The organism is Pseudomonas sp. LBUM1671 (assembly GCF_059695685.1).
Genome location: NZ_CP166782.1, coordinates 1,350,219 through 1,372,782 on the forward strand (window position 1 = coordinate 1,350,219; position 22,564 = coordinate 1,372,782).

The 22,564-nt window shown below is 60.4% G+C and carries 21 protein-coding genes and 2 pseudogenes; 12 read left to right on the top strand and 11 right to left on the bottom strand.

From position 1 onward, the window contains the following. Positions 1-117: 117 nt before the first annotated feature. Positions 118-2,568 (bottom strand): penicillin acylase family protein, encoded by a 2,451-nt coding sequence (locus ACA060_RS06015; protein WP_497316029.1) that lies wholly within the window; start codon positions 2,566-2,568, stop codon positions 118-120. A gap of 346 nt (positions 2,569-2,914) precedes the next feature. Continuing rightward, positions 2,915-3,010: pseudogene (locus ACA060_RS06020) on the bottom strand (thiol:disulfide oxidoreductase); the annotation flags it as partial. 145 nt (positions 3,011-3,155) lie between these two features. Between ACA060_RS06020 and ACA060_RS06025 the strand changes: the two are divergent. Further along, positions 3,156-3,713 (top strand): cysteine hydrolase family protein, encoded by a 558-nt coding sequence (locus tag ACA060_RS06025; protein WP_497318187.1) that lies wholly within the window; start codon positions 3,156-3,158, stop codon positions 3,711-3,713. A gap of 181 nt (positions 3,714-3,894) precedes the next feature. On the opposite strand, the gene ACA060_RS06030 is transcribed toward ACA060_RS06025, so the two are convergent. From ACA060_RS06030 to ACA060_RS06045, 4 genes are all read right to left on the bottom strand, one after another. Next, positions 3,895-4,113: an SEC-C metal-binding domain-containing protein gene (locus ACA060_RS06030; protein WP_046046248.1), complete on the bottom strand. Its 219-nt coding sequence runs from the start codon at positions 4,111-4,113 to the stop codon at positions 3,895-3,897. Then, positions 4,110-4,604, bottom strand: a complete 495-nt coding sequence (locus ACA060_RS06035) for an LEA/WHy family protein (RefSeq protein WP_109628279.1) — start codon at positions 4,602-4,604, stop codon at positions 4,110-4,112. Before ACA060_RS06035 ends, ACA060_RS06030 begins: the two co-directional genes overlap by 4 nt. A gap of 157 nt (positions 4,605-4,761) precedes the next feature. After that, complete coding sequence (locus tag ACA060_RS06040) at positions 4,762-5,238, bottom strand: YchJ family protein (protein ID WP_497316032.1); 477 nt, start codon at positions 5,236-5,238, stop codon at positions 4,762-4,764. 4 nt (positions 5,239-5,242) lie between these two features. After that, a complete protein-coding gene (locus ACA060_RS06045; protein ID WP_497316034.1) occupies positions 5,243-5,740 on the bottom strand; it encodes a DUF6231 family protein in 498 nt (165 codons plus the stop codon). Positions 5,741-5,929: 189 nt separating this feature from the next. Here ACA060_RS06045 and ACA060_RS06050 point away from each other — a divergent pair, with 189 nt between their 5' ends. The 4 genes from ACA060_RS06050 to ACA060_RS06065 all read left to right on the top strand — a co-directional run bounded on the left by ACA060_RS06050 (position 5,930) and on the right by ACA060_RS06065 (position 8,606). Beyond that, the gene (locus tag ACA060_RS06050; RefSeq protein WP_497316036.1) at positions 5,930-6,625 is read left to right on the top strand and encodes a PA1041 family peptidoglycan-binding anchor lipoprotein; all 696 of its coding nucleotides are present in this window, start codon (positions 5,930-5,932) and stop codon (positions 6,623-6,625) included. A gap of 90 nt (positions 6,626-6,715) precedes the next feature. Further along, complete coding sequence (locus ACA060_RS06055; protein WP_497316038.1) at positions 6,716-7,429, top strand: PA1041 family peptidoglycan-binding anchor lipoprotein; 714 nt, start codon at positions 6,716-6,718, stop codon at positions 7,427-7,429. Positions 7,430-7,576: 147 nt separating this feature from the next. Next, positions 7,577-7,855: a DUF1145 domain-containing protein gene (locus ACA060_RS06060; protein WP_497316040.1), complete on the top strand. Its 279-nt coding sequence runs from the start codon at positions 7,577-7,579 to the stop codon at positions 7,853-7,855. Further along, positions 7,848-8,606 carry a collagen-like triple helix repeat-containing protein gene (locus ACA060_RS06065; RefSeq protein WP_109628285.1) on the top strand — a complete coding sequence of 253 codons (759 nt, stop codon included), beginning with the start codon at positions 7,848-7,850 and terminating at the stop codon, positions 8,604-8,606. Before ACA060_RS06060 ends, ACA060_RS06065 begins: the two co-directional genes overlap by 8 nt. A 166-nt stretch (positions 8,607-8,772) precedes the next feature. Here the strand turns inward: ACA060_RS06065 and ACA060_RS06070 are convergent, their stop codons facing one another. Continuing rightward, a complete protein-coding gene (locus tag ACA060_RS06070) occupies positions 8,773-9,237 on the bottom strand; it encodes a CopD family protein (RefSeq protein WP_102594168.1) in 465 nt (154 codons plus the stop codon). A 99-nt stretch (positions 9,238-9,336) separates the two neighbouring features. Between ACA060_RS06070 and dinG the strand changes: the two genes are divergently transcribed. The 5 genes from dinG to pdxH all read left to right on the top strand — a co-directional run bounded on the left by dinG (position 9,337) and on the right by pdxH (position 17,369). Continuing rightward, positions 9,337-11,481, top strand: coding sequence for an ATP-dependent DNA helicase DinG (gene dinG, locus ACA060_RS06075; protein WP_017336806.1), 2,145 nt, complete (start codon positions 9,337-9,339; stop codon positions 11,479-11,481). A gap of 94 nt (positions 11,482-11,575) precedes the next feature. Continuing rightward, a complete protein-coding gene (locus ACA060_RS06080) occupies positions 11,576-14,086 on the top strand; it encodes a beta-galactosidase (protein WP_497316043.1) in 2,511 nt (836 codons plus the stop codon). 215 nt (positions 14,087-14,301) lie between these two features. After that, positions 14,302-15,447, top strand: a complete 1,146-nt coding sequence (locus ACA060_RS06085) for a serine hydrolase domain-containing protein (RefSeq protein ID WP_109628289.1) — start codon at positions 14,302-14,304, stop codon at positions 15,445-15,447. Between the two features lie 113 nt (positions 15,448-15,560). Continuing rightward, positions 15,561-16,697: an OmpA family protein gene (locus tag ACA060_RS06090; RefSeq protein WP_497316045.1), complete on the top strand. Its 1,137-nt coding sequence runs from the start codon at positions 15,561-15,563 to the stop codon at positions 16,695-16,697. Positions 16,698-16,721: 24 nt separating this feature from the next. Beyond that, the gene (pdxH, locus tag ACA060_RS06095; protein ID WP_109628291.1) at positions 16,722-17,369 is read left to right on the top strand and encodes a pyridoxamine 5'-phosphate oxidase; all 648 of its coding nucleotides are present in this window, start codon (positions 16,722-16,724) and stop codon (positions 17,367-17,369) included. A gap of 5 nt (positions 17,370-17,374) precedes the next feature. Here pdxH and ACA060_RS06100 read toward each other — a convergent pair whose 3' ends face one another. Continuing rightward, positions 17,375-17,611, bottom strand: coding sequence for a hypothetical protein (locus ACA060_RS06100; protein WP_497316047.1), 237 nt, complete (start codon positions 17,609-17,611; stop codon positions 17,375-17,377). 165 nt (positions 17,612-17,776) lie between these two features. Here ACA060_RS06100 and ACA060_RS06105 point away from each other — a divergent pair, with 165 nt between their 5' ends. Then, positions 17,777-18,241, top strand: a complete 465-nt coding sequence (locus ACA060_RS06105) for an outer membrane lipoprotein (RefSeq protein ID WP_008056824.1) — start codon at positions 17,777-17,779, stop codon at positions 18,239-18,241. Positions 18,242-18,331: 90 nt separating this feature from the next. On the opposite strand, the gene ACA060_RS06110 is transcribed toward ACA060_RS06105, so the two are convergent. The 3 genes and pseudogenes from ACA060_RS06110 to nhaA all read right to left on the bottom strand — a co-directional run bounded on the left by ACA060_RS06110 (position 18,332) and on the right by nhaA (position 21,128). Beyond that, on the bottom strand, positions 18,332-18,637 hold the full coding sequence (locus tag ACA060_RS06110) for a colicin E3-like toxin immunity protein (RefSeq protein WP_497318189.1): 306 nt from the start codon (positions 18,635-18,637) through the stop codon (positions 18,332-18,334). Beyond that, positions 18,594-19,820 (bottom strand): S-type pyocin domain-containing protein, encoded by a 1,227-nt coding sequence (locus ACA060_RS06115; protein WP_497316049.1) that lies wholly within the window; start codon positions 19,818-19,820, stop codon positions 18,594-18,596. The genes ACA060_RS06110 and ACA060_RS06115 overlap by 44 nt, the downstream gene beginning before the upstream one ends. Positions 19,821-19,941: 121 nt before the next feature. Then, positions 19,942-21,128, bottom strand: a pseudogene (nhaA, locus tag ACA060_RS06120) (Na+/H+ antiporter NhaA). A 247-nt stretch (positions 21,129-21,375) separates the two neighbouring features. Here nhaA and ACA060_RS06125 point away from each other — a divergent pair. Then, positions 21,376-22,473, top strand: coding sequence for a PLP-dependent cysteine synthase family protein (locus ACA060_RS06125; RefSeq protein WP_497318191.1), 1,098 nt, complete (start codon positions 21,376-21,378; stop codon positions 22,471-22,473). Positions 22,474-22,564 lie beyond the last annotated feature (91 nt).

The following is a 22,564-nucleotide window of genomic DNA, read 5'->3' on the forward strand; positions in this document are numbered from 1 at the left end:
GAAGCAGTCGTAAACCGTTGAATGCGGTTTGACTTTGAAATGCCGGGGCCGCTTCGCGACCCAACGGGGGCAAGCCCCCTCGCCACAGGTCGCTCCCACATTGGGTCGGTGGTGACGTTACTTGCCGGGTGTCAGGGTCAATCGAGTTTTGCCATAAACCTTGTCAAAGTTCTGCGGCTGCATCGGCAGGCTCATGTATTGCCCCTTCAGCCATGGATCAATGCTGTCGAGATAATTCGGGCTCGCCGGGTTGCCGGACTGACCGGTGCCGTTCTGCCCCATCAAAGGCTCCGCCTGGCCGAAATCAACGATAAAGCGCATGGCCGGCGCCAGCGTGGTGTTGAAGTCCTGACCCCAGGTGAACGCCGCCGTGTTCAGCGTCGTGTGATCGCCCCCCGCCGCCAATGGACCGCGAACTGTCTGGCCGTTGGCATTCTTCCATTCATAGCGGTGCAATTTTCCCCACTGCCAGGCTTTGTGATCGCCGCCCAATTGGCTATCACCGGCGCTTATCGCCGCCGCCAGACTGCGGGCGAGGATCGCCGGCTTGTCTTCTTTCTGCGGCGTGCGCGCGTCATCCCAGAACGGACTGTCTTCACGGCCCAGCAGGTGATCGGCCTGCGCGGCGTAGGACAACTTGCCGTTGGCGATAAAGGCTTTCCACGCCGGACTGCTTTCCGAGCCCAGTTCATCGAGGAAAATCTGTTTGGTACTTTCCTGCAGGAACAGCTCGTAGATCGCCGCATCCGCGGAGGTCGGGCTGAGTTTGCCGTCGAAGGCCATCAAGCGGGTCAACGCCTCGCGAGCCTTGCCGCGCTCGGCCACCGACAGTGCTTCGATGGCCTGTTTGAGCGGTTGGGCCATGCCCGGGGCTTCAAACATTTTCTTCAGTTTGGCGGCGAACGTCGTGGTCTGGTCGTATTGCATCGCGATCACGCTGCGTGTGTCGTGTTTGCCCACGCCCGCCAGTTCGGCCAGGCGTTCGCCACGCTCCGGCGCCGACCAGGAATTGGACAACTGCATGCCGTAGCCATGGGGAATGACCCGCTGGTTGGCGGTGCCGAGCCAGCCTTGGGCCGGGTCCTGGTCATACGGGTGGAGCATCGGGTCGGCGTAACCGTCCCAATCGTAGCGACCTTCCCAGCCCGGCGACGGCAGCAGGCCTTCACCTTCGCGACGGTTCGGGTAACGCCCGGTGACTTGCCAGCCGATGTTGCTGGCGTCGGCGAACACCAGGTTCAAGGCGATGGCGCGGATTTCGCGGCTGGCGTCCGAGGCTTTCTCGACGTTCTGCGCCCGGGACAGGTCGAAAAACGCGTCCAGGGTTTTGTCGTCGGTGAAATTCGGCGTCTGCAAGGCCAGTCCGAAACCGTTGGCCAGTGTCGTGCCTTGAGCGCTGTTGAGCAGTGGACCGTGGCGGGTTTCGTAGACGACTTCGCGAATCGGCCGCTGGCCTTTGACGAAGTAGGTTTCGTTGCGCACGATCGCCGGCTGCCATTTGCCGCCGACCTCATACGTGAGGCCGTTGCCCTGGCGTTTGATTTTTTCCAGGAACAGGTCCTGGTTGTCTCCCATGACCGAGGTCATGCTCCACGCCACTTTGCCGTTGAAACCGCCGAGCACCATGGGCAAACCGGCAATGGTCACGCCGGAAGCCTGGTATTTCGGTGCGCGAATCTGCACGTAGCTGTACCACGAAGGCACGCCCAACGGGCCATGGCTGTCGCTGGCCAGCAGGCTTTTGCCACTGCGGCTGCGTTGCGGGCCGATGGCCCAGTTGTTCGACGAGGTAGCGCCCAGCAGGTTCAGGTCGGACAGTTGCGCGGTGGCTTTGCTGATGTCGGCCAGGCCCGGGATGGCGCCATTGAGCTTGATGCCCTGAAGTTTTTCGGCTTCGCCCTGCGGCAGTTTTTCGTCAGGCGCGGACGGCGTCAGCCAGCCGAGTTTGTCGGTGGTGACGGTTTGGGCCAGCATCAGCGCGGCAATTTCTTCCGGCAGGTTGGCGGACTGGCTGAAGTTCAGCAGGCAGAAAATAAGCGCCGAATCTTCCGGTTTCCAGTATTCGGGCTTGTAACCGGTGGCTGCGAGGTCGGCCGGCAGCTTGTCGCGGAAACGGAACAGGTAGGCATTAACGCCGCGCGCATAGACTTCGAAGAAGCGTTTGAGACGCGGCGAAGACGCCTTATATAGCTCGCCGGCGCTTTTCTTCAGATTGACGGCGCGCATGTAGCGGTCGGCGTCCAGCAAATCCGAACCGGACATCTCCGACAAACGGCCCTGGGCCAGCAGGCGCAAGGTCACCATTTGCGTGAGGCGGTCGCTGGCGTGGACGTAGCCGAGGGCGAACAGGGCGTCGTGGAAGCTGTTGCTTTCGATCAGCGGCATGCCCATGGCATTGCGGCGCACCGAAACGTTCTGCGCCAGGCCCTTGAGCGGCTGCACGCCGGTGGTTGGCGGGAGGGTGTCCTGGGTGTTCCAGGTCTGACAACCGGTCAGGCTCAAAACACCGGCCACTGCTGCGGCAACGCCGAACCGGGGAAGAAAATGTGTAAGGGCTGGCGAGGCCATGGCAAAGCTCCTGCGGGGGTAGAGGCGCAATAAAGGCGCTACGTTAGAGAGCAGGAGGAGGGCGCGCAAGCGGGGTATCAGGTTATTTCGGGATTTGTCCGATAAACCAAAGGCCGAGATGGCTCTTGTGGCGAGGGAGCTTGCTCCCGCTGGTCTGCGAAGCAGACCCAAAACCCTTCACCGCGTTTTAACAATAAGATTGCGGTTGCAGGATTGGCGACTGCTGCGCAGCCGAGCGGGAACAAGCTTCCTCGCCACAGAGTTAGCGTCGGGGTCAGGGTTTGGGTGGGTTGATCTTGGCCGCCAGGGCATACGCCTTCACCGTCGCCGGACGGGTCTAGATGTGGTTGAACCAGCGCAGCATGTACGGCAGGCCGGCTTCTTCCAGGAAAATCGAGATTTTGTGGCCGTTGGGGGTGGTCCAGTAATACAGGTCGATCATGCAGTACTCCACATCAAGAGACGTCGTAGGGTCGGACAGCGACCGCGGGCATCAAGTCGTCCTGTTTGCATTCGATGGCTTGCCTGTAAGAGGAGGTGATGCTGAAGTGCGTGAAATTCAATGACCTCGTGTGAGAAAAGTCGACATGGAGCTCAAGACCAACGCAGCACTGATCATCATCGACCAGCAAAAAGGCATTCTGCAGCCCGGACTCGGTCGGCGAAATAATCCTGACGCCGAGGCGCGGATGCTCGATTTGCTGAGTCATTGGCGGCGAACCGGGCGGCCAGTGATTCATGTGCAGCACTTGTCTCGCTCACCGGATTCAGTGTTCTGGCCGCAGCAATCGGGTGTAGAGATTCAGGAACGTTTCCAGCCGTTGGCCGGCGAGCAGTTGATTCAGAAGCAGGTGCCGGATGCGTTTTGTGCGACCGGGCTGGAAGCGCGTTTGCGCGAGGCGGGGATCGAGCAGTTGATCATCGTGGGCGTTGCCACCCACAACTCGGTGGAGTCCACAGCGCGAACGGCCGGGAATCTGGGGTTTGAGGCGTGGGTGGCGGAGGATGCGTGCTTTACGTTCGACAAGGCCGATTATTTTGGCCATGCGCATTCAGCCGAGGAAGTGCATGCGATGTCGCTGGGGAATTTGCACGGGGAATATGCGACGGTGGTCAGCACCGCACAGATTCTGCAGCCTGGCTGAAACCCTGTAAGAGCGAGGCTTGCCCGCGAAAGCGGTGTAACCGACACATTGATAGTGAATGTGCCGACGTCTTCGCGGGCAAGCCTCGCTCCTACAGGGTTATGTGCGCACAGAACCAATGTGGGAGCGAGCTTGCTCGCGATGGCGATTCAACTGGCGAAAAAATTATCCGCCGCAAGCATCAAGCGCCGTGGCACTTCTTGAATTTCTTGCCGTTGCCGCACGGGCAAGGGTCGTTGCGGCCAACGTCTTTCAGGGCGTTGCGCACCGGTTCCTGGTGAGCGTGGCCGCAATTCGGGCCGTGGACATGGCCATGGTCGTGATCATGGTGGTCGTGATGGTCATGATGGTCATGATCGTGGTTGCAGTCAGGGCCATGGACATGGGGTTGCTGGGTCATCGGTTTTGCTCCGGAATTAAATCGGCGGGGATTATCACGCCATTGCGCGCCAGGTGCACGTAGTGCGCGATGAATAAACCGGTTTCCATTTCACCTTCCAGCCGATAGGGGATGGGCTGATCGGGTTTTTTCAGCATTTTCACCACGTCCCGCACCTTGGGCCACAGATTGGTGCGGATCGGCACCTTGAAATAGGCACTGCGTTTGGGGCCGACGGTGAACCAGTGTTCATGCTCGCCTTCGGTCAGCAGCATGTCGCCCAGGTGAATGCGGTATTCGAGGCCGCGCACCGTGAGGTCGCTGTCGTTGGGGTTGTCGACGCGAAAGTGCAGGATGAATTTCTGCTCCATCAACTTGGCCCGGACCACTTCGACCTTGACCAGATGCACTTGCGGATCCGGCAGATCGTCACCGAACCAGGACGCGCAGCCGCCGAGCCCCAGAAAGAGGAGCAGAGTGAACAGATAGAGTGCGAGTCGCCGGGTGATCATGGTGACGTCTCTCCCTTGTAGCAGCTGGCGAAGCCTGCGTTCGGCTGCGCAGCAGTCGTAAATCCTGCTGGCTTGGTCTGCCTGAAACACCGCGTTTACCTGATTCACGACTGCTACGCAGCCGAACGCAGGCTTCGCCAGCTGCTACAGGGTTCGCTCAACTGCCGAAATACCCCGCACAACACTTCTTGAATTTCTGCCCGCTGGCACATGGGCAGGCATCGTTGCGTCCGGCCTTGAGTTGCACGGTGGGGTCGATGAAGTACCAGTGCCCGGCGTTCTGCACGAACGAGGAGCGCTCGCGGTGGCTGTGTTCGCCGCCCCCGTCATGCCAGCGCGCGGTGAAGGTGACGAACGCGTGTTCCGGTTGGCCGCCCAATACCTCGGAGCGTTCCACTTCGAGCCCCAGCCAGGTGCTTTGCGCGCTCCAGTCGCTGATTGACTGACGATCCAGGCCGGCCTGTTGCGCGGGCAGGGTGGTCGCCACCAGATAGTCGATCAGCCCCAGCACATACGCGCTGTAGCGCGAGCGCATCAAGGCTTCGGCGCACGGCGCCGGATGCCCGTCATGGTAATGGCCGCAGCAGGCATCGAGCAGGGTGCCGCTGCCGCAAGGGCAAATGGATGTACTCATTGCGTTACCACCAATATTTCCCGAAGTTTTCCGGATTGGCCCAGAACCGCGAGTTGAGCCAGTCGGGCACCTGTTTATAGTCAAGCAGATCGTAGGTGAACAGCGTCAGCACTTGATCGTCGCGCTGGAAGCGTTCGCTGGCCTGCAAGGCCAGGGAAAAGAAATCCGTCTCCTGCCAGCCGCTGGCCGGCAAATCCGCCAGCACCGCAATCCGGCTGGCGTTCAGGTTACGAATCCCGCCTAACAGATTCAGACCGTCACGCTTTGGCAGGTGTTCAAGGCAATCGACCACTAGCGCCAGGTCAAACCGGCGTGCCGCCAGTTCGGCCGGCAGTGGGCCGGGAGCAGCGAACGCCACGCAGCAATCCGGGTGCGCGAGCTTGAACGCCTCAAGCGCGGGAAACTCGCTGGCGCCGATCAACAACAGGCGTGCGGGGGCGTATCGATCCAGCAAAGCGGCCAACGCCTGCTGGGGCGTGCGCGAAGAAATACCTGCAATCATCAGAAATCCTCCATCAGAGCACCAAGACTAGCCTGCCCGAAGGTCCGGGCCTAGAGCGGGTTTGCGCCAAAATCGGCGAACTGCCGTGAATGCGGGGGGAAACAGCGGTGGCCTATTGCTGGCGGAGATTAAAACTCGGGTCTTTACTCCCTGAATCGGTTCTAAGCCGATCCCTCAGGAGAAAACTAGATGAGCATAGTTCGGACAGCATTACCCTTGGTTCTGCTAACCAGTGTGTTGACTGGTTGTGCAGGTTTGCAGAAAACCGACTGGCCGACCTGTGCGGCGGTCGGCGGTGTCATTGGTGCCGGTCTCGGTGCGACCGAGAGTTCGGCATGGGCGGGGTATGGCGCGCTGGCCGTCGGCGGTATGGCGGCGGCGTATTGCTGGGTTCACGGTGATGGAGACGAAGACGGCGATGGTGTGCCGGACAGTCGCGACAAGTGCCCGGGTACGCCTCCAGGCGTGAAGGTCGATGCCGACGGCTGCCCACCACCGGTGCCTGCGCCAGTGGTCGAAGAGGCCGTGGTGGTCAAGGAAGAAGTCATTGTCATCCGCGATGTTCACTTCCAGTTCGACAAAGCCACACTCACGCCTTCCGACAAAGAGGTACTCAACACCATCGCCACTCGCCTGAAACAGGAAGCCTCCACCGCACAATTGACCGTGACCGGACACACCGACAGCGTGGGCAGCGATGCCTACAACCAGAAACTGTCGGATCGTCGTGCGCACTCGGTGGTGGAATACCTGATTTCCCAAGGCGTACCACGCAACAGCTTCGTGTCTGTGGCCGGTGCCGGTGAAAGCCTGCCAGTTGCCGATAACAAAACTGCAGACGGCCGTGCACTGAACCGCCGCACGGAAATCAAAATCAACCGCTAAGCCCCATCCGCTCCGCGGCTTGTGCAGTCGCGGATGCGGGTCTTTACTCCTGTGTAACCGGTATGGGCCGGTAACACAGGAGCTTTCCATATGAGCGTTCTCACACGGACCGTCTTGCCGGTTCTGCTAATAGGCAGCCTGTTGACCGGTTGCGCAACTCACAGCGATGGCACCGCCCCACTCAATCAACGCACCTGGCCGATCTGCAGCGTCATCGGCGGACTGGTCGGCGGAGGCTTGGGCGCGATTGAAAGTGCCGGTTGGGCAGGCGGTGGAGCAGCGCTCGGTATCTTGACCGGTGGCTTGATCTGTTACGCCCAGGACGGCGATGAGGACGACGACGGCGTTTTCGATCGACGTGATCGTTGCCCAGATACGCCCGCCAATACGCCTGTCGAGCATCATGGTTGCCCACTGCCGCAGTATCCGGTCAGCGTGAAACCGGTCGAACCCGTGCAACCCGAAGTCATCATCCTGCCAGGTGACGTGCTGTTTGCCTTCAACAAGTCTGACCTGAGTCCCTCCGCGCAGAGTCAGTTGGATGCACTGATGAGCAAATTGCAAAACGCCGATGTCGTGAGCATCAAGGTGATCGGCCATACCGACAGTGTGGGTTCGGATGCTTATAACCAGGCGCTCTCGGAGCGTCGTGCCAGCAGCGTGGCGGCCTATCTGTTGAGCCAGGGCCTGGCGCCGGACAAACTCACCAGTGAAGGCAAAGGCGAAAGCCAGCCGGTGGCCGATAACGAAACGGATGAAGGACGCGAGAAAAACCGTCGGGTGGAGTTGCACATTAATCGCTAAGCCCCGAACTAGAGCCGTCGGACAACATTTTCGGTTGATCCGACGGCCATTCGGCAGCCTTCATGAAGAATTTTCTGTTGCCCTCTGGCTTATCCCTCGCGGAAGCCGTTACTGTGCGCGCAAAGAATAATTCTCAATGGGGGGCGTATGAAGGTGATTTGGGGGCTGGGGAAGTTGTTGACCCTGCTGTTCTGGCTGGTGGTGCTGGTCAATTTGCTGATGCCGTTTGTCAATCCGCTGCACCAGTTGGTCGGTCTGGCTGGCGGCGTGTTGGCGTCCCTTCATCTGCTTGAGGCGGTGCTCTGTTTCCGCAGCCTCAGGGGGCGCGCCCACCCTTGGCGTGATCGCTTGAAGATCCTGTTTTTCGGCGTATTCCACCTGCAAACCCTCCCGGCTCCGACCGCATCGAAGGCTTCCCATGCGTAAACTCTGTCTGCTCGCCACACTCATCAGCCCATTGGCCTGCGCTCAGGTGGTCAGTGTCGAAACCAATTCGTTGATGCGCCTGCCCAACACTGCCAGTACCTTGCAGCTTGAACGCCTGGAAGTCGCCGATTACGGGACCTTGTTGATTCCTTCGAACGTGACCGAAGTTACCGTCGGCGAATTGCACCTGGGGCGTGAGGCGCGGATCGCCATCGTTCCAAGTGAACAGGCACTGGAATTGAAAGTCAGCCGTGCCGAGTTGTCGGAAGGCAGCCAGATCACCGCTCGCGGGGCACCGGGGACTTACCTCAAGGCTGCCCGCTCGGGACGCAACCTGAATGTGCAGATCAAGGCGCTGAATGCACCGCAGTTGTTGGTGGACGCTCGCGGTGGCGCGGGCGCGCCAGGTTTTGTCGGCCTCGACGGGGCCAACGGTCAGGCACCGGGTTGCACCTGGGGCCAGGCCGGTCGCGGTGCCGATGGCAGCAATGGCAGTGATGGCCAGCCGGGGGCGCCCGGTGCGCTGGTCAGGCTGGAAGTGCCGCGTGATTACCCGGTTGAACAGATCAAGGTTCACGTGGAAGGTGGTGCCGGCGGCGTTGCGGGGCCTGGTGGTAAACCGGGTGCGGGTGGCAAGGCTAAGGGTTGCTTCGTTTACGAGGCCGATGGCGGCAAAAGCGGCCGACCTGGGGTTGATGGCCAGCCGGGGCCTGCGGGTGCGGCGGGTTCAGTGACCGTGCAGCGGTTGTAAGCGCGACCGATATCCTGTGGTGAGGGGACTTGTCCCCGTTCGGCTGCGAAGCAGTCGTAAAACCTGTGAGTGCGATGTATCTGTAGGAATGCAGGGGACCGCTGCGCGCTCCAACGGGGACAAGTCCCCTCGCCACAGAGCCCCTCGCCACAAAGGCTGCGGGGCTTTAGAACATCGGCCGTGCCGCAGCAATCGCCACCAACACCAACCCGACAATCAAATTGATCCCCACCAACTTGCGAATCTTCCCAAGCGTCGCAGCCCCGGTCGGCCAATCCTGCGCGGCCACCGCCGTGCGCAACTCCGGCAACAGCAACGCCTGAATCCGGATAAACAGCGCGGTCATCACCACGTAAAGCCCCATCATCACCTGCACATACCGCGGCGCAGCCTCAAACCCGGCGTATTGCAGATGAATCATCCCCACGCCGCTGATCGGCAACAGCACCACCGCGACCCAGACCCAGCGGAAAAAACCTTGAAACACTTCCACCCACAGCTTTAACCGCGCGGGACCTTCCAGGGCCTTCATCGCCGCGGGTCGCAAGACCATCCAGGCGAAAAACATGCCGCCCACCCACACCAGGGCGGACAGGACATGCAGGGTGTAAACGATGCCAAAAGGTGTCATTGGGGTACTCCGTTCTGCGCGGGATTAATTAGCGCGGTATGATAGCCGCCGATCCGAACCACTGAAAATTTATCCAGCGTTTTTTGCGCCCGACAATCCATGATCAGCACCGAACTCAAAACCACGATCCAGGGCGCCTACTCGCGTTTTCTTGAAGCCAAGAGCCTCAAGCCGCGCTACGGCCAACGCCTGATGATCGCCGAAATTGCCAAAGTCCTCGGTGACATCGACACCGACGACGAAGGCCGGCGCAGTGGCGACCCCGCAATTGTCGCGGTGGAAGCCGGCACCGGTACCGGTAAAACCGTGGCCTACAGCCTGGCGGCGATCCCCACCGCCAAGGCCGCCGGCAAACGCCTGGTGATCGCCACGGCCACCGTGGCCCTGCAAGAGCAGATCGTCTACAAGGATTTGCCCGACCTGATGCGCAACAGCGGGCTGAATTTCAGCTTCGCGTTGGCCAAGGGCCGCGGGCGCTACATGTGCCTGTCCAAGCTCGACATGTTGCTCCAGGAAGGTCACGCACAAACCGCAACCGCGCAGCTGTTCGAAGAAGAAGGCTTCAAGATCGAAGTCGACGAGGCCAGTCAGAAGCTGTTCACCAGCATGATCGAGAAGCTCGCCGGCAATAAGTGGGACGGTGATCGCGACAGTTGGTCCACCGCCCTCGAAGACGCCGACTGGGCGCGCCTGACCACCGATCACAGCCAGTGCACCAACCGCCATTGCCCGAACTTCGGCCAGTGCGCCTTCTACAAGGCCCGCGAAGGCATGGGCAAGGTTGACGTGATCGTCACCAACCACGACATGGTCCTCGCGGATCTGGCGTTGGGCGGCGGCGCCGTGCTGCCGGACCCGCGCGACACCATCTATGTGTTTGACGAAGGTCACCACCTGCCGGACAAGGCCATCGGCCACTTTGCCCATTACACGCGCCTGCGTTCCACTGCCGACTGGCTGGAAACCACCGCCAAAAACCTCACCAAACTGCTGGCCCAGCATCCTCTGCCGGGTGACCTGGGCAAGTTGATCGAGCAGGTGCCGGAGCTGGCCCGGGAGATCAAGACCCAGCAACAGTTCATGTTCTCTGCCTGCGAACAGGTTGCCGACTTCAAACCCGGCGAAGACGTCGAGGGCCGTGAACGGCCGCGTCATCGCTTCGTCGGCGGGGTGATTCCCGAGCACATGCGCGAAATGGGCGTCGAGTTGAAGAAAGGCTTTGCCCGTCTCACCGACCTGTTCACTCGGCTCACCGAACTGCTCAAGGAAGGCATGGACGGCGAGGTCAACATCGGCATCGCCAGCAACCAGGCCGAAGAGTGGTATCCGCTGTTCGGCAGCCTGTTGTCCCGTTCTTCGGGCAACTGGGAATTGTGGGTTGCGTTTACCGCGGAAGACCCGGAAGACAACCCGCCCATGGCGCGCTGGCTGACCCTGGCCGAAAGCGGCTCGCTGTTCGACATCGAGGTCAACGCCAGCCCGATCCTCGCGGCGGAAATGCTCCGGCGTAACCTGTGGAACGTGGCCTATGGCGCGCTGGTGACTTCGGCGACCCTGACCGCGCTCGGCACGTTCGACCGTTTCCGCATGCGTGCCGGCCTGCCGAAAAAAGCCGTGACCGCCGTGGTCCCGAGCCCGTTCCATCACGCTGATGCCGGTGTGCTGCGGGTGCCGGACCTGAAAGCCGACCCGCGTGATGCACCGGCCCACACTGCGGCGATCATCCGTGATCTGCCGCAACTGGTCGAAGGTTCGCGTGGCACCCTGGTGCTGTTCTCCTCGCGCAAACAGATGCAGGACGTGTTCGACGGCCTGGACCGCGACTGGCGCAAGCAAGTGTTCATTCAAGGCAACCTGTCGAAACAGGAAACCCTGAACAAGCACAAGGCCCGCGTCGATGGCGGAGACTCCAGCGTGCTGTTCGGCCTGGCGAGTTTTGCCGAAGGGGTCGACTTGCCCGGTGCGTACTGCGAACACGTAGTGATCGCGAAGATTCCATTCTCGGTGCCGGATGATCCGGTCGAGGCGGCGCTGGCCGAATGGATTGAAGCCCGTGGCGGCAATCCGTTCATGGAAATCTCCGTGCCGGACGCCTCGCTGAAACTGGTCCAGGCCTGCGGTCGCTTGCTGCGTACTGAAGAAGACCGCGGCACCATCACCTTGCTGGATCGGCGCCTGGTCACCCAGCGTTATGGCAAAGCGATCCTCAACGCACTCCCGCCATTCCGTCGGGAAATTTCCTGAAACACCGGTGGGCTTTTTAGCCCGCCGCGTTGTCTATCGTTCAGTCATCACTTTTCCATTGGCCCACTTGGTCGTTAGGGAGAACCACGTTCCTATGATTCGCCGTTCGTTGCCTGCTGTATTCGCCTTGATCTTCGCAGCCCCGTTGCTGGCAGCCCCTGCCGGCCAACAGACGCTGTTCAACTTTGTGCGCCCCGCTGACGTGGTTCAGGTGGCGACTCAGGATGCCAGCCTGCCGCAATCCAACGCGGAGCAAACGGCCGAAGGCGAAGTGTTGCGTCGGGTGACGTTCAACCCGGTAGCGCAACCGACCTTGCGTCTGACCCCGCAAACCGGGGCGTGGGATTGGTCGCAGTCAGGCGTGATGAGCTTGCGCATCCAGAGCGCGATGGACTGGGCCGTGACCCTGTACGTGAAAATCCAGAGCAACGATGGCAAGACCCTGATCAGTCGGGTCGATTTGCCCGCAGGGCCGGCGCAGACCCTGCTGGTGCCGCTGCAAGCGACTTCGCCGCTCAGCCAGGGCATGAAAGCCGGGCCGCCGATGCCGATGACGTTTGACGGCCAACGCGTGTTGCTGGCCAGCAGCGCCGGTGAACTGGATCGCAGCCAGGTGGTGTCGGTGACATTGTCGATGGACCAGCCGAAAGTGGCCCAAAGCATCTTGCTTGAGCGCTTCGGCGTGCAGGACGGTGAAGCGGTGACCAAGGCGGCTTATGGCGGTCTGGTGGACGCCTACGGTCAATCGACCCGGGCCAAATGGCCGGAGAAGGTCAGTAGCGATGAGCAACTGAAAAGCGCCGCCGCCAAGGAGCTGCAACAGACGAACACCTGGCTCGCCGAGCGCCAGAAGTTGTCCCTGGACAAGTTCGGCGGCTGGAGCAAAGGCCCGGCGTTCAAGGCCAGCGGCTTTTTTCGCACTGAAAAGCGTGACGGTCGCTGGTACCTGGTGACCCCGGAAGGACATCCGTTCTATTCGCTCGGGGTCAACACCGTTACCCCGGACGTCAACCAGACCTACATCGCCGGCCGTGAGTGGATGTTCGAATCCCTGCCAAAACCGGACGAGCCGTTGGCCAGCCATTTTGGCGAAGGCGACAACCGTGGCGGCAACGGCGCCGACCAGGGCCGTGGCTACAACGCCGGGCGCTGGTACGATTTCTATGGCGCTAACTTGCAGCGCCTGTATGGAGCGCCATGTGTGCTGGGCAGCGACACCAAGGCGGGCATTGCCGAAGCGGCCAAGGCTGACGCGGTCGAGGCCACGACCGATAAGGCCGCCGAGCAACCTGTCGTGCCTACGACTGCCGAATCCGGCGTCGCCGAAGCCGCCAAGACCGGTGCCGAGGAAGCGACCGTCGCCAAAGCCGTTGAGCAAAAACCTGCTGAGCCCTGCAAAGCAGTGGTAGATGAAAAACGCTGGACCAACCACACCCTGGATCGCTTGCAAGCCTGGGGGTTCAACACCATCGGCAACTGGAGCGCCCCGGCGTTGGCCAATGCTGATCGCGTGCCGTACACATTGCCGCTGTCGATCGTCGGCGATTACGCCAGCATCAGCAACGGCACCGATTGGTGGGGCGGCATGCCCGACCCGTTCGACCCGCGTTTCGCCATGGCCACAGAGCGCGCCGTGGCTATCGCTGCCCGCGACCATCGCGACGATCCCTGGCTGATCGGTTACTTCGCCGACAACGAACTGGCCTGGGCCGGTCCCGGCGACGATCCGAAAGCCCGTTACGCATTGGCCTACGGCACGTTAAAAATGACCACCGACGTGCCGGCCAAGCGTGCGTTCCTCAAGCAATTGCGCGACAAGTACCGCAATCAGGCCGGCCTTTCCAAGGCGTGGGGCATCGACTTGCCCGCCTGGGAATTGATGGAAGACCCGGGCTTCGTTCCGCCGCTGCCGAGCGCTGAGTACCCGGAGATCGAGGCTGACTTCAAATACTTCCAGAAGGTCTTTGCCGATACCTACTTCAAGACCCTCTCCGATTCGCTCAAGTGGCACGCGCCGAACCAGCTGTTGCTGGGTGGTCGCTTCGCCCTCAGCACCCCGGAAGCCGTTGAGTCCTGCGCGCAGTATTGCGACGTGGTGAGTTTCAACATGTACACCCTGAAACCGCAGGACGGCTATGACTTCGCCAAATTGCGCAGCCTGGACAAACCGGTGCTGATCACCGAGTTCAATGTCGGCTCGGCGGATCGCGGCCCGTTCTGGGGTGGCGTGACGCAATTGGCCAAGGAAGAAGACCGTGGCCCGGCGTATGCCAACTTCCTCAAGCAGGCATTGAGTGAACCGTCGATCGTGGGTGTGCACTGGTTCCAGTACCTCGATCAACCGGTGACAGGCCGCCTGCTGGATGGCGAGAACGGTCACTTTGGCTTGGTGGGCATTACCGATCTGCCGTTCCAGGGCTTCATCGACAGCGTGCGCAAGAGCAACCTGGCGACCGTCGATCAGTTGGGTAAAGAGGCCGTGAAGGCCAAGGCTGAAGCGGATAAAGCCGGCCATGAGGGCGAGGGCGGCAGACAGGCTGACGGCGGCAAAGGTGCAGGGAAAGGTACGGACCATGCGGGCGGGCATTCCGCCAACGGCCACTGATCGCCGATATTCCTGTGGCGAGGGAGCTTGCTCCCGCTGGACTGCGCAGCAGTCCCTTTTTTGGGCCGCTTCGCAGCCCAGCGGGAGCAAGCTCCCTCGCCACAAAGGTTCTGATTAATTCTATGGGCGGGTACACCGCCCAGCCCACACCTGTTCCCAAATCCCCCAAGGGCTGGAACAATGCGGACCACTTTGTAGAATTCGGGGAGTTGCGGGTGCAGATTCAGGGTCATTACGAGCTTAAGTTCGAAGCCGTACGCGAAGCGTTCGCGGCGTTGTTCGACGATCCTCAGGAACGTGGCGCGGCGTTGTGCATCCGGGTCGGTGGCGAAACCGTACTCGACCTCTGGGCCGGTACTTCCGACAAGGATGGCCTTGAAGCCTGGCACAGCGACACCATCGCCAACCTGTTCTCCTGCACCAAGACCTTCACCGCCGTCACTGCCCTGCAACTGGTGGCCGAAGGCAAGCTGCAACTGGACGCCCCGGTGGGCCGCTACTGGCCCGAATTCGCCGCCGCCGGCAAAGAATCCGTCACCTTGCGTCAATTGCTCTGCCATCAGGCCGGCCTGCCGGCGCTGCGCGAGTTGCTGGCGCCAGAAGCGCTTTACGACTGGCACACCATGGTCGATGCCCTGGCGGCCGAAACGCCGTGGTGGACACCGGGTCAAGGCCACGGTTACGCCGCGATCACCTATGGCTGGCTGGTGGGCGAATTGCTGCGCCGTGCCGACGGTCGTGGGCCAGGCGCATCGATCGTGGCGCGGGTCGCGAAGCCTTTGGGGCTGGATTTCCATGTCGGCTTGGCCGACGAAGAGTTCCACCGCGTGGCGCACATTGCCCGCGGCAAGGGCAACGTTGGCGATGCCGCGGCCCAGCGCTTGCTGCAAGTGACCATGCGCGAGCCGACCGCCATGACCACCCGGGCGTTCACCAACCCGCCGTCGATCATGACCAGCACCAACAAGCCCGAATGGCGCCGGATGCAACAACCGGCTGCCAATGGCCACGGCAACGCCCGTAGCCTCGCGGGTTTCTACGCAGGCCTGCTCGACGGCAGCCTGCTGGAAAGCGAGATGCTCGAGGAGCTGACCCGCGAACACAGCCTTGGCGACGACAAGACTTTATTGACCCGGACCCGTTTTGGCCTGGGTTGCATGCTCGATCAACCGGATGTTCCGAATGCGACCTATGGCCTCGGCCCACGGGCATTCGGCCATCCGGGCGCTGGCGGCTCCATCGGTTTTGCTGACCCGGAACACGATGTGGCCTTCGGATTTGTGACAAACACCCTGGGGCCGTACGTCTTGATGGATCCGCGCGCGCAAAAGCTTGCACGGGTACTGGCCACTTGTCTGTAAAACGCACTCTCGGGCTCCAGGGCCGGAACCCGAAGGCTTTTATGTTTTCCAAGCGTCTGTTTATCCGGGTCACGCCGGCCTGATTTTTTATGACTTCATTTTGTGGATATCCAATGTCATTCAATAAAACCACCCTTGCCTTGGCCCTGTGTGTTGCTATCACAGGTTGTGCACAGACCCCACAAAGTGATTCGGATGGCAGCAGCTGGTGGCCGTTTGGCTCCTCCGACAAAGTCGCGGCGAAAGAGCCAGCCCCAACTTCTGCTCCAGCCCCAGCTCCAGCCCCTTTGAAACCTGCCGTCGCCGCTCCAGTGGCCAAGGCTGAAAGCTCCAGCCCTTGGTACTGGCCGTTCGGCTCCGATGAAGTGCTCGACAAGAAACCGGAAGTAAAATCCGCAACCAAGCCAGTCGAAGCTGCCAAACCGGTTGAAGTGGCCAAGGCTGAAGCCGATGCCGGTGGCAAATGGTGGTGGCCGTTCGGTGGTAAAGATCAACCGACCGCCAAAGCCGTACCGATGCCGGATCCTAAAGTCACCCAAGCCTGGCTCGACGATTACGAACCACGCCTGCGTGAAGCGATCAAGGACAGCAACCTGCAACTCGAGCGCCGTGAAAACGTATTGGTCGTGACCGCGCCGGTAGAGGGCTCGTTCAACCCGGACCGTCCAGCGATGCTGCTGCCGGTGACCCTCGGCCCGTTCACTCGCGTCGCGAAAATCCTGGAAGTCGATCCAAAGACCGCCGTATTGGTACTGGGTCACAGCGACACCTCGGGCGCCGCACCGGCCAACGTCAAACTGAGCCAGGAGCGTGCACAATCCGTCGCCGCGATCTTCCGCCTCAGCGGTTTGCAACGTGATCGTCTGATGCTGCGCGGCATGGGCGGTGAAGCCCCTCGTGCAGCCAACGACAGCAATGAAGGTCGAGCCTTGAACCGTCGTGTGGAGTTGCTGGTGACCCCGCAAAACACCATGGTTGCGCTGCTGAGCAAGTACAACATGCCGGCGCCGGCGCCTGTTCGTCTGGTCGCTGCCCAGGACGTCAAACCAGTGGTCAAGCCTGTCACTCCAGCACCTGCGGCGAAAAAAGCGGCTGTACCTGCTGCGAAAAAAGCCCCGGCCAAGAAAGCCGCCAAGGCTCCAGCGAAGAAAACACCGGCTAAAACCGCAACCCCGGCGAAAAAGACTGCCCCAGCAAAAGCCGCCGCCGCTGACAAGAAAGTCGTTGCTGCCGATGCTGTGAAAAAGTAACTCGTTAACCAAAAGGAATGCGCCATGACCCAGGGCCTGGCTGATATGCGTCGCGACTACACCCGTGATGGCCTGACCGAGGCGCAAGCCCCGGCCGAGCCGTTCGGGCTGTTCCATCAATGGTTCGCCGACGCGGTGAAAACCGAGCAACCGCCGGTGGAGGCCAATGCCATGACCCTGGCCACGGTCGATCAGGACGGTCGACCGCATTGCCGCATTCTGCTGCTCAAGGGCCTGGACGAGGAGGGCTTCACCTTCTTCACCAACTACGACAGCGCCAAAGGCCAGCATCTGGCGGCGAACCCGTTCGCCGCCATGACGTTTTTCTGGCCGACCCTGGAGCGTCAGGTGCGCATTGAAGGGCGGGTGGTGAAGGTCACGGCTGAAGAGTCAGACGCCTATTTCCAGGTCCGCCCGCTGGGCAGTCGTCTCGGTGCCTGGGCTTCGCCCCAGAGCCGCGTGATCGCCGATCGTGCTGAACTGGAAGCGCTGCTCAAGAACACCGAGCAACGTTTCAGCGACACTCAACCGCACTGCCCGGAACATTGGGGCGGTTACCGCTTGCTACCCGAGCGCATCGAGTTCTGGCAAGGCCGTCCGAGCCGCCTGCACGATCGCCTCAACTACCGTTTGCAAGGCGCCAACTGGATTCTTGAACGTCTGGCACCTTAAGCAGTCTACCGATGGGGATAGCCTGCCGCAGCGGCTTCAAGCCACTGGGGCAGGTCCCGGCGCTTGATCTTCTGCGCCTGGGCGCGGGCCAGTTGCTCGAGCATGAACGCTTTTTTCTGCTCGTCTTTACCCGCTAGTGCCAACGCCAGATCGCGGTCCATCCAGCGTTTGATCCGCATGTACAGCCACCAGTGGAAGTACAAACCGGCGACAGTGGTGACGACAATGATGAAGTAATCCATGAAAATCCTTGGGTCAGTGGCGCAGATTTTTCAGTTTGCCGCTACTGTGTGGTGAGTCCGAGGCGCCTGTACCGGGCCTGAATGAAACCATTTTTATCCCGGCGATGCCGTGACAGGCGTCAAGCTGCGGAGTTTAATGAATACCTGTCCTTTGGAGTTGATGCTATGCGTAAGTCTGTTCTGCTGGTTGCTTCCTTTTCCACGATGGCGATGTTGCTCACCGGCTGCCAATCCAGTCTGACCGGTGACTCCTACTCCCGTGACGAAGCGCGTCGTGTGCAGACGATTCGCATGGGCACCATCGAAGCGTTGCGCCCGGTGAAAATCGAAGGCACCAAGACCCCTATCGGCGGCGCAGCGGGCGCAGTGGTCGGCGGCGTCGGCGGTAGCGCTATCGGTGGTGGTAAAGGCAGCATCGTCGCTGCTGTCATCGGCGCCGTCGCTGGCGGCCTGCTCGGTTCGGCCACCGAAGAAGGCCTGACCCGCACCCAAGGCGTTGAAATCACCGTCCGCGAAGACGACGGCAGCATGCGCGCTTATGTGCAACAGGTTCAGGAGAACGAAGTGTTCCGTGTAGGCGAGCGGGTGCGGATTGCTACTGTGGATGGCACGAGCCGCGTTTCGCACTAAGCGGGAACGAGCGGTAAAAGAAAACCCCGACCGGGTGACTAGTCGGGGTTTTTTGTGTCTGCTGCCATCGCCGCCAGCGTTATTTTTCGATTACCAATTTTCGCGGTAGTCAAAAGAGATTTGGTAGTCACAATCGGTAATTTCAATCGTGTGGCGAAAGTAAGGTTGGATAGTGGCGACCCATTGGCTAACAACATTAAAACCTCCGTTGTTAATGTTGTTCTCTACAGGGATTCCGAGAGCATTAAGTATTGATTCATCATCGCCCAGATCATGAGAGAACTCTTCGCCTTGAAAATTTTCCGTTTGCTTGTCAAACCATTCCAGCCTTAGTTTTAATCCCATCGTTGTCTCACAAGTATTTTTTAGGAATGTTTCGTTTAGATTGAGCATCATCACGTCGCTCACCTGTTACAGGATCAAACGCTCCCAGGTGGCTGCCATCACTTGCGCGGTACTCTTCCAGCTCGCCATGCATAGAGTCCCACTCATAGATCTTTTTACCTTTCGCATCTGTCCACCTCGGTCTTAAACCCCCACCCCCTAGTACAGGGTTCATTTTCTTGGCTGGTTTAAGGCCAGGAAATGCAATGATTTCTTCTGTCTTCGGTACTGGATGGTAGCTGTGACCTGCATCTGGCAAACCTTTACGAGGAGTACTGAGGACAATATAAACCGGCTTCACCCCCGAATTCGCCGGAAACACAAGAATGAAATCCTTGTAATCAGGCGGATAAACCGGATCGACGATGATGCTGTCAGCCGCTTCCGTCGGCGGATACACCCAAATATGCGGCGCTTGCGGTGCTGCTTCTAAAGCGGGAATGCCAAGGATGTCCGAACCATCTACAGCCGGTGTCCAGATCAGCTCAACCCCATCCCCTAGATCCGCCACCTGCTGACTGTCGCGCAACGTGAACTGCACAACATCAACCATTTCCCAGCCGCGGTTCTTGCCGGTGTAGAAGGCGTAGCCCTTGAGACTGCCATCAGCCTGTTGCTCGACCTGAAGGCGAACGCGCGTGCGGGCCTGTTTCAGGGCGCGCAGTTGATCTTCGGTATAGAGCGCGCTATCGCTCAGGCTCGGGGTCCAGAACAGCGCGACCACCGTGGCCAATGCAGCAGTCCCGGCAGCGCCGATTGCCGCGACCGGAGCAGCGAGCGCCGGAGCACTGAGTGCAAGTCGGCCAATGCCAAGCGAGACGGTACTGCCGCTGATGGTTTCAAGATTCAGCAGCCCGGCATCGTCTGCTTTTCGAGCGCCGAGCCAGGCGATTTCCCCGTAATCCTTGAGGCTGTCGGTGGGCACCATGCCCGACGGATTCGAGTAGTCGATGATGGCGTCCGGCAGCTTGCAGGACTTGGCGAAGACGCACCCGGCACGAACTGATTCGTCCTTTTTGGCGACGACCTCACGGCTGCGCTCGAAGGCGTCTTGCCTGGCGAGCATGGCATCGTAAGCGTTTTGTCGAGCGTCCCGCGCGGCCAGTTCGGTGGCCGTCATGAAGCGGTGAGTGACGTGATGTCCGTCACCGGACGGCGGGTTTTTAACCCTGGGGATATCCTTGTTGCCAGCCACTGATCTTCCTTGCGTTCGTCCATCGACAGCCCCCAAACAAGGGGCTGTGCGACGTTAACGAACAAGGTCAAACGTGGCTGTAGGACGAATCCTGAATGTCGTTAAGAGTGTTCTCTATCACTCAGGATTGCAGCGCGGTGCGCTTGCGGCTCGCTGCCGCCGTCACCGCATAACCGATCAATGCCGCCAGAATCGAACCGGTCAAAATGCCCATCCGGTCCATCCCGGCGTATTCACTGACACCCGGTTCAAAGGCCAGGGAGCCGACAAACAAACTCATGGTAAAACCGATCCCGCAGAGGATTGCCACACCCAGCACCTGGCCCCAGTTGGCACCTTGGGGCAGGGCGGCGATGCCGATTTTCACGGCCAGCCAGGTCAGGCCGAACACACCAAGCGTTTTGCCCAGCAACAGGCCCACGGCAATGCCCATCGGCACATGGTGGGTGAAGCTTTCCATGGTCACGCCGCTCAGGGACAAGCCGGCGTTGGCGAAGGCGAACAGCGGCAGGATGCCGTAGGCCACCCACGGGTGCAGGGCGTGTTCGAGGGTCAGCAGCGATGACGGCTCGGCGTTTTTCGTGCGCAATGGAATGCAGAACGCCAGGGTCACACCGGCAGTGTCGCGTGGACGCCGCTCTTGAGCACACAGACCCAGAGGATCATGCCAATGATCATGTACGGCCCGAGCTTGACCACGCCAAGCCGGTTCATCGCGATCAGCGCGACGATACAGGTTGCGGCCAATGCCAGGGAAAGTGTCGACAGCGTGCCGGAATAGAAGATCGCAATGACGATGATGGCGCCGAGGTCATCGATGATCGCGAGGGTCATCAGGAACAGTTTCAGCGACACCGGCACACGCTTGCCGAGCAGGGCGAGGACGCCGAGGGCGAAGGCGATGTCGGTGGCCATCGGGATCGCCCAACCACTCAGGGCGGCCGGGTTGTCACGATTCAAAAACCAGTAGAGCAGCGCGGGAACCACCATGCCGCCAATCGCTGCGGCGCCGGGCAGGACGATTTGCGAAGGTTTCGTCAGTTGCCCATCGAGGACTTCGCGCTTCACTTCCAGGCCGATCAGCAGGAAGAACAGGGCCATCAGGCCGTCGTTGATCCACAGCAGCGCCGGTTTGGCGATTTGCAGCGCACCGACCTGCGCCACCACCGGCGTGTCCAGAAAACTGCTGTACAGCCACGACAACGGGGAGTTGTTGATGATCAGGGCCAGGGCTGCAGCGGTGATCAATAACAGACCGCTGGCAGCTTCCAACTGAAAGAAACGCGTGAAAGTGCTACGCAGAGGCAAGGTCGCTCTCCATCGAATAATCAAAAAGGTGGCACACCCTAACCGGTACCGTTAGTTGTTAAAATAGAATTTATATTCTTTTTTGTTATATGCCGTTACAACGCGAAGGGCAGACACGGACCTGAGCCTAGCAGTTGCCAGACGTATTGGGCCTCAGCTGTATCTGTGCTTCACGTGGGATTTTTCCTAAGCTTATTGGCTGAGCCCTGCGACAAGGCCGACTCTTGTCCGATTCAACGAGAAAACCATCATGAGCGACAACCGACAGTGGGCCCGCGAAGCCATACGGATCATTGAGGCCGACTTCCAGCGCAGCGCCGATACCCACCTGATCCCCTTGCCGCTTCCGGGTTTTCCGGGCATCGAGCTGTATTTCAAGGATGAGTCCAGCCATCCCACCGGCAGCCTCAAGCACCGGCTGGCGCGCTCGTTGTTCCTCTATGCCTTGTGTAACGGCTGGCTCAAACCCGGTGCGCCGGTGATTGAAGCGTCCAGTGGTTCGACGGCGATTTCCGAGGCCTACTTCGCAAGGTTGCTGGGATTGCCGTTCATTGCGGTAATGCCGGCGACCACGTCCAAAGAGAAGATCGCGCAGATCGCTTTCTATGGCGGCAAGAGTCATCTGGTCGACGATCCGACGCAAATCTATGCCGAGTCCGAGCGTCTGGCTCGCGAACACGACGGTCATTTTATTGACCAGTTCACCTACGCCGAACGCGCCACCGACTGGCGGGCGAACAACAACATCGCCGAGTCGATCTTCCAGCAAATGCGTTTCGAACAGCACCCGGAACCGAGCTGGCTGATTTCCAGCCCCGGCACCGGCGGCACCACCGCGACCCTCGGCCGATACGTGCGTTATCGCCAGCATTGCACCCGCGTGCTGTGCGCCGATGCCGAGCGTTCGGTGTTCTTCGATTACTACAAGACGGGCGATGCCACGTTGCGACTGGATCACGGTTCGCGGATTGAAGGCATTGGCCGGCCACGCGTCGAGGCGTCGTTCCTGCCCAAGGTGATTGATGCGATGGTCAAGGTGCCGGATGCGTTGTCGCTGGCGGCCATGCATTACCTGGCGCAGCATTTGGGGCGGCGTGTCGGCGGGTCGAGCGGAACCAACCTGATCGGCGCCTTGATGGCAGCTCAGCAGATGGCGGTAGCGGGGGAGTCGGGGTCGATCGTGGCGATTCTGTGCGACGGCGGCGAGCGTTATGAGACCAGCTATTATGATCAGGACTGGCTCAAGGCCCAGGGTTATGAGTTGAGTGGGTTGATGGATGTTGTGGCGGCGAGTGTGGAGCGCGGTGAGGCTTTGCCAGCCACCGTGCTGCGCGCCAATATCTGACACACCAAAAACCAATGTGGGAGCGGGCTTGCTCGCGAATACGATAGATCAATCAACATCTCTGTTGAATGAGAATCCGCTTCGCGAGCAA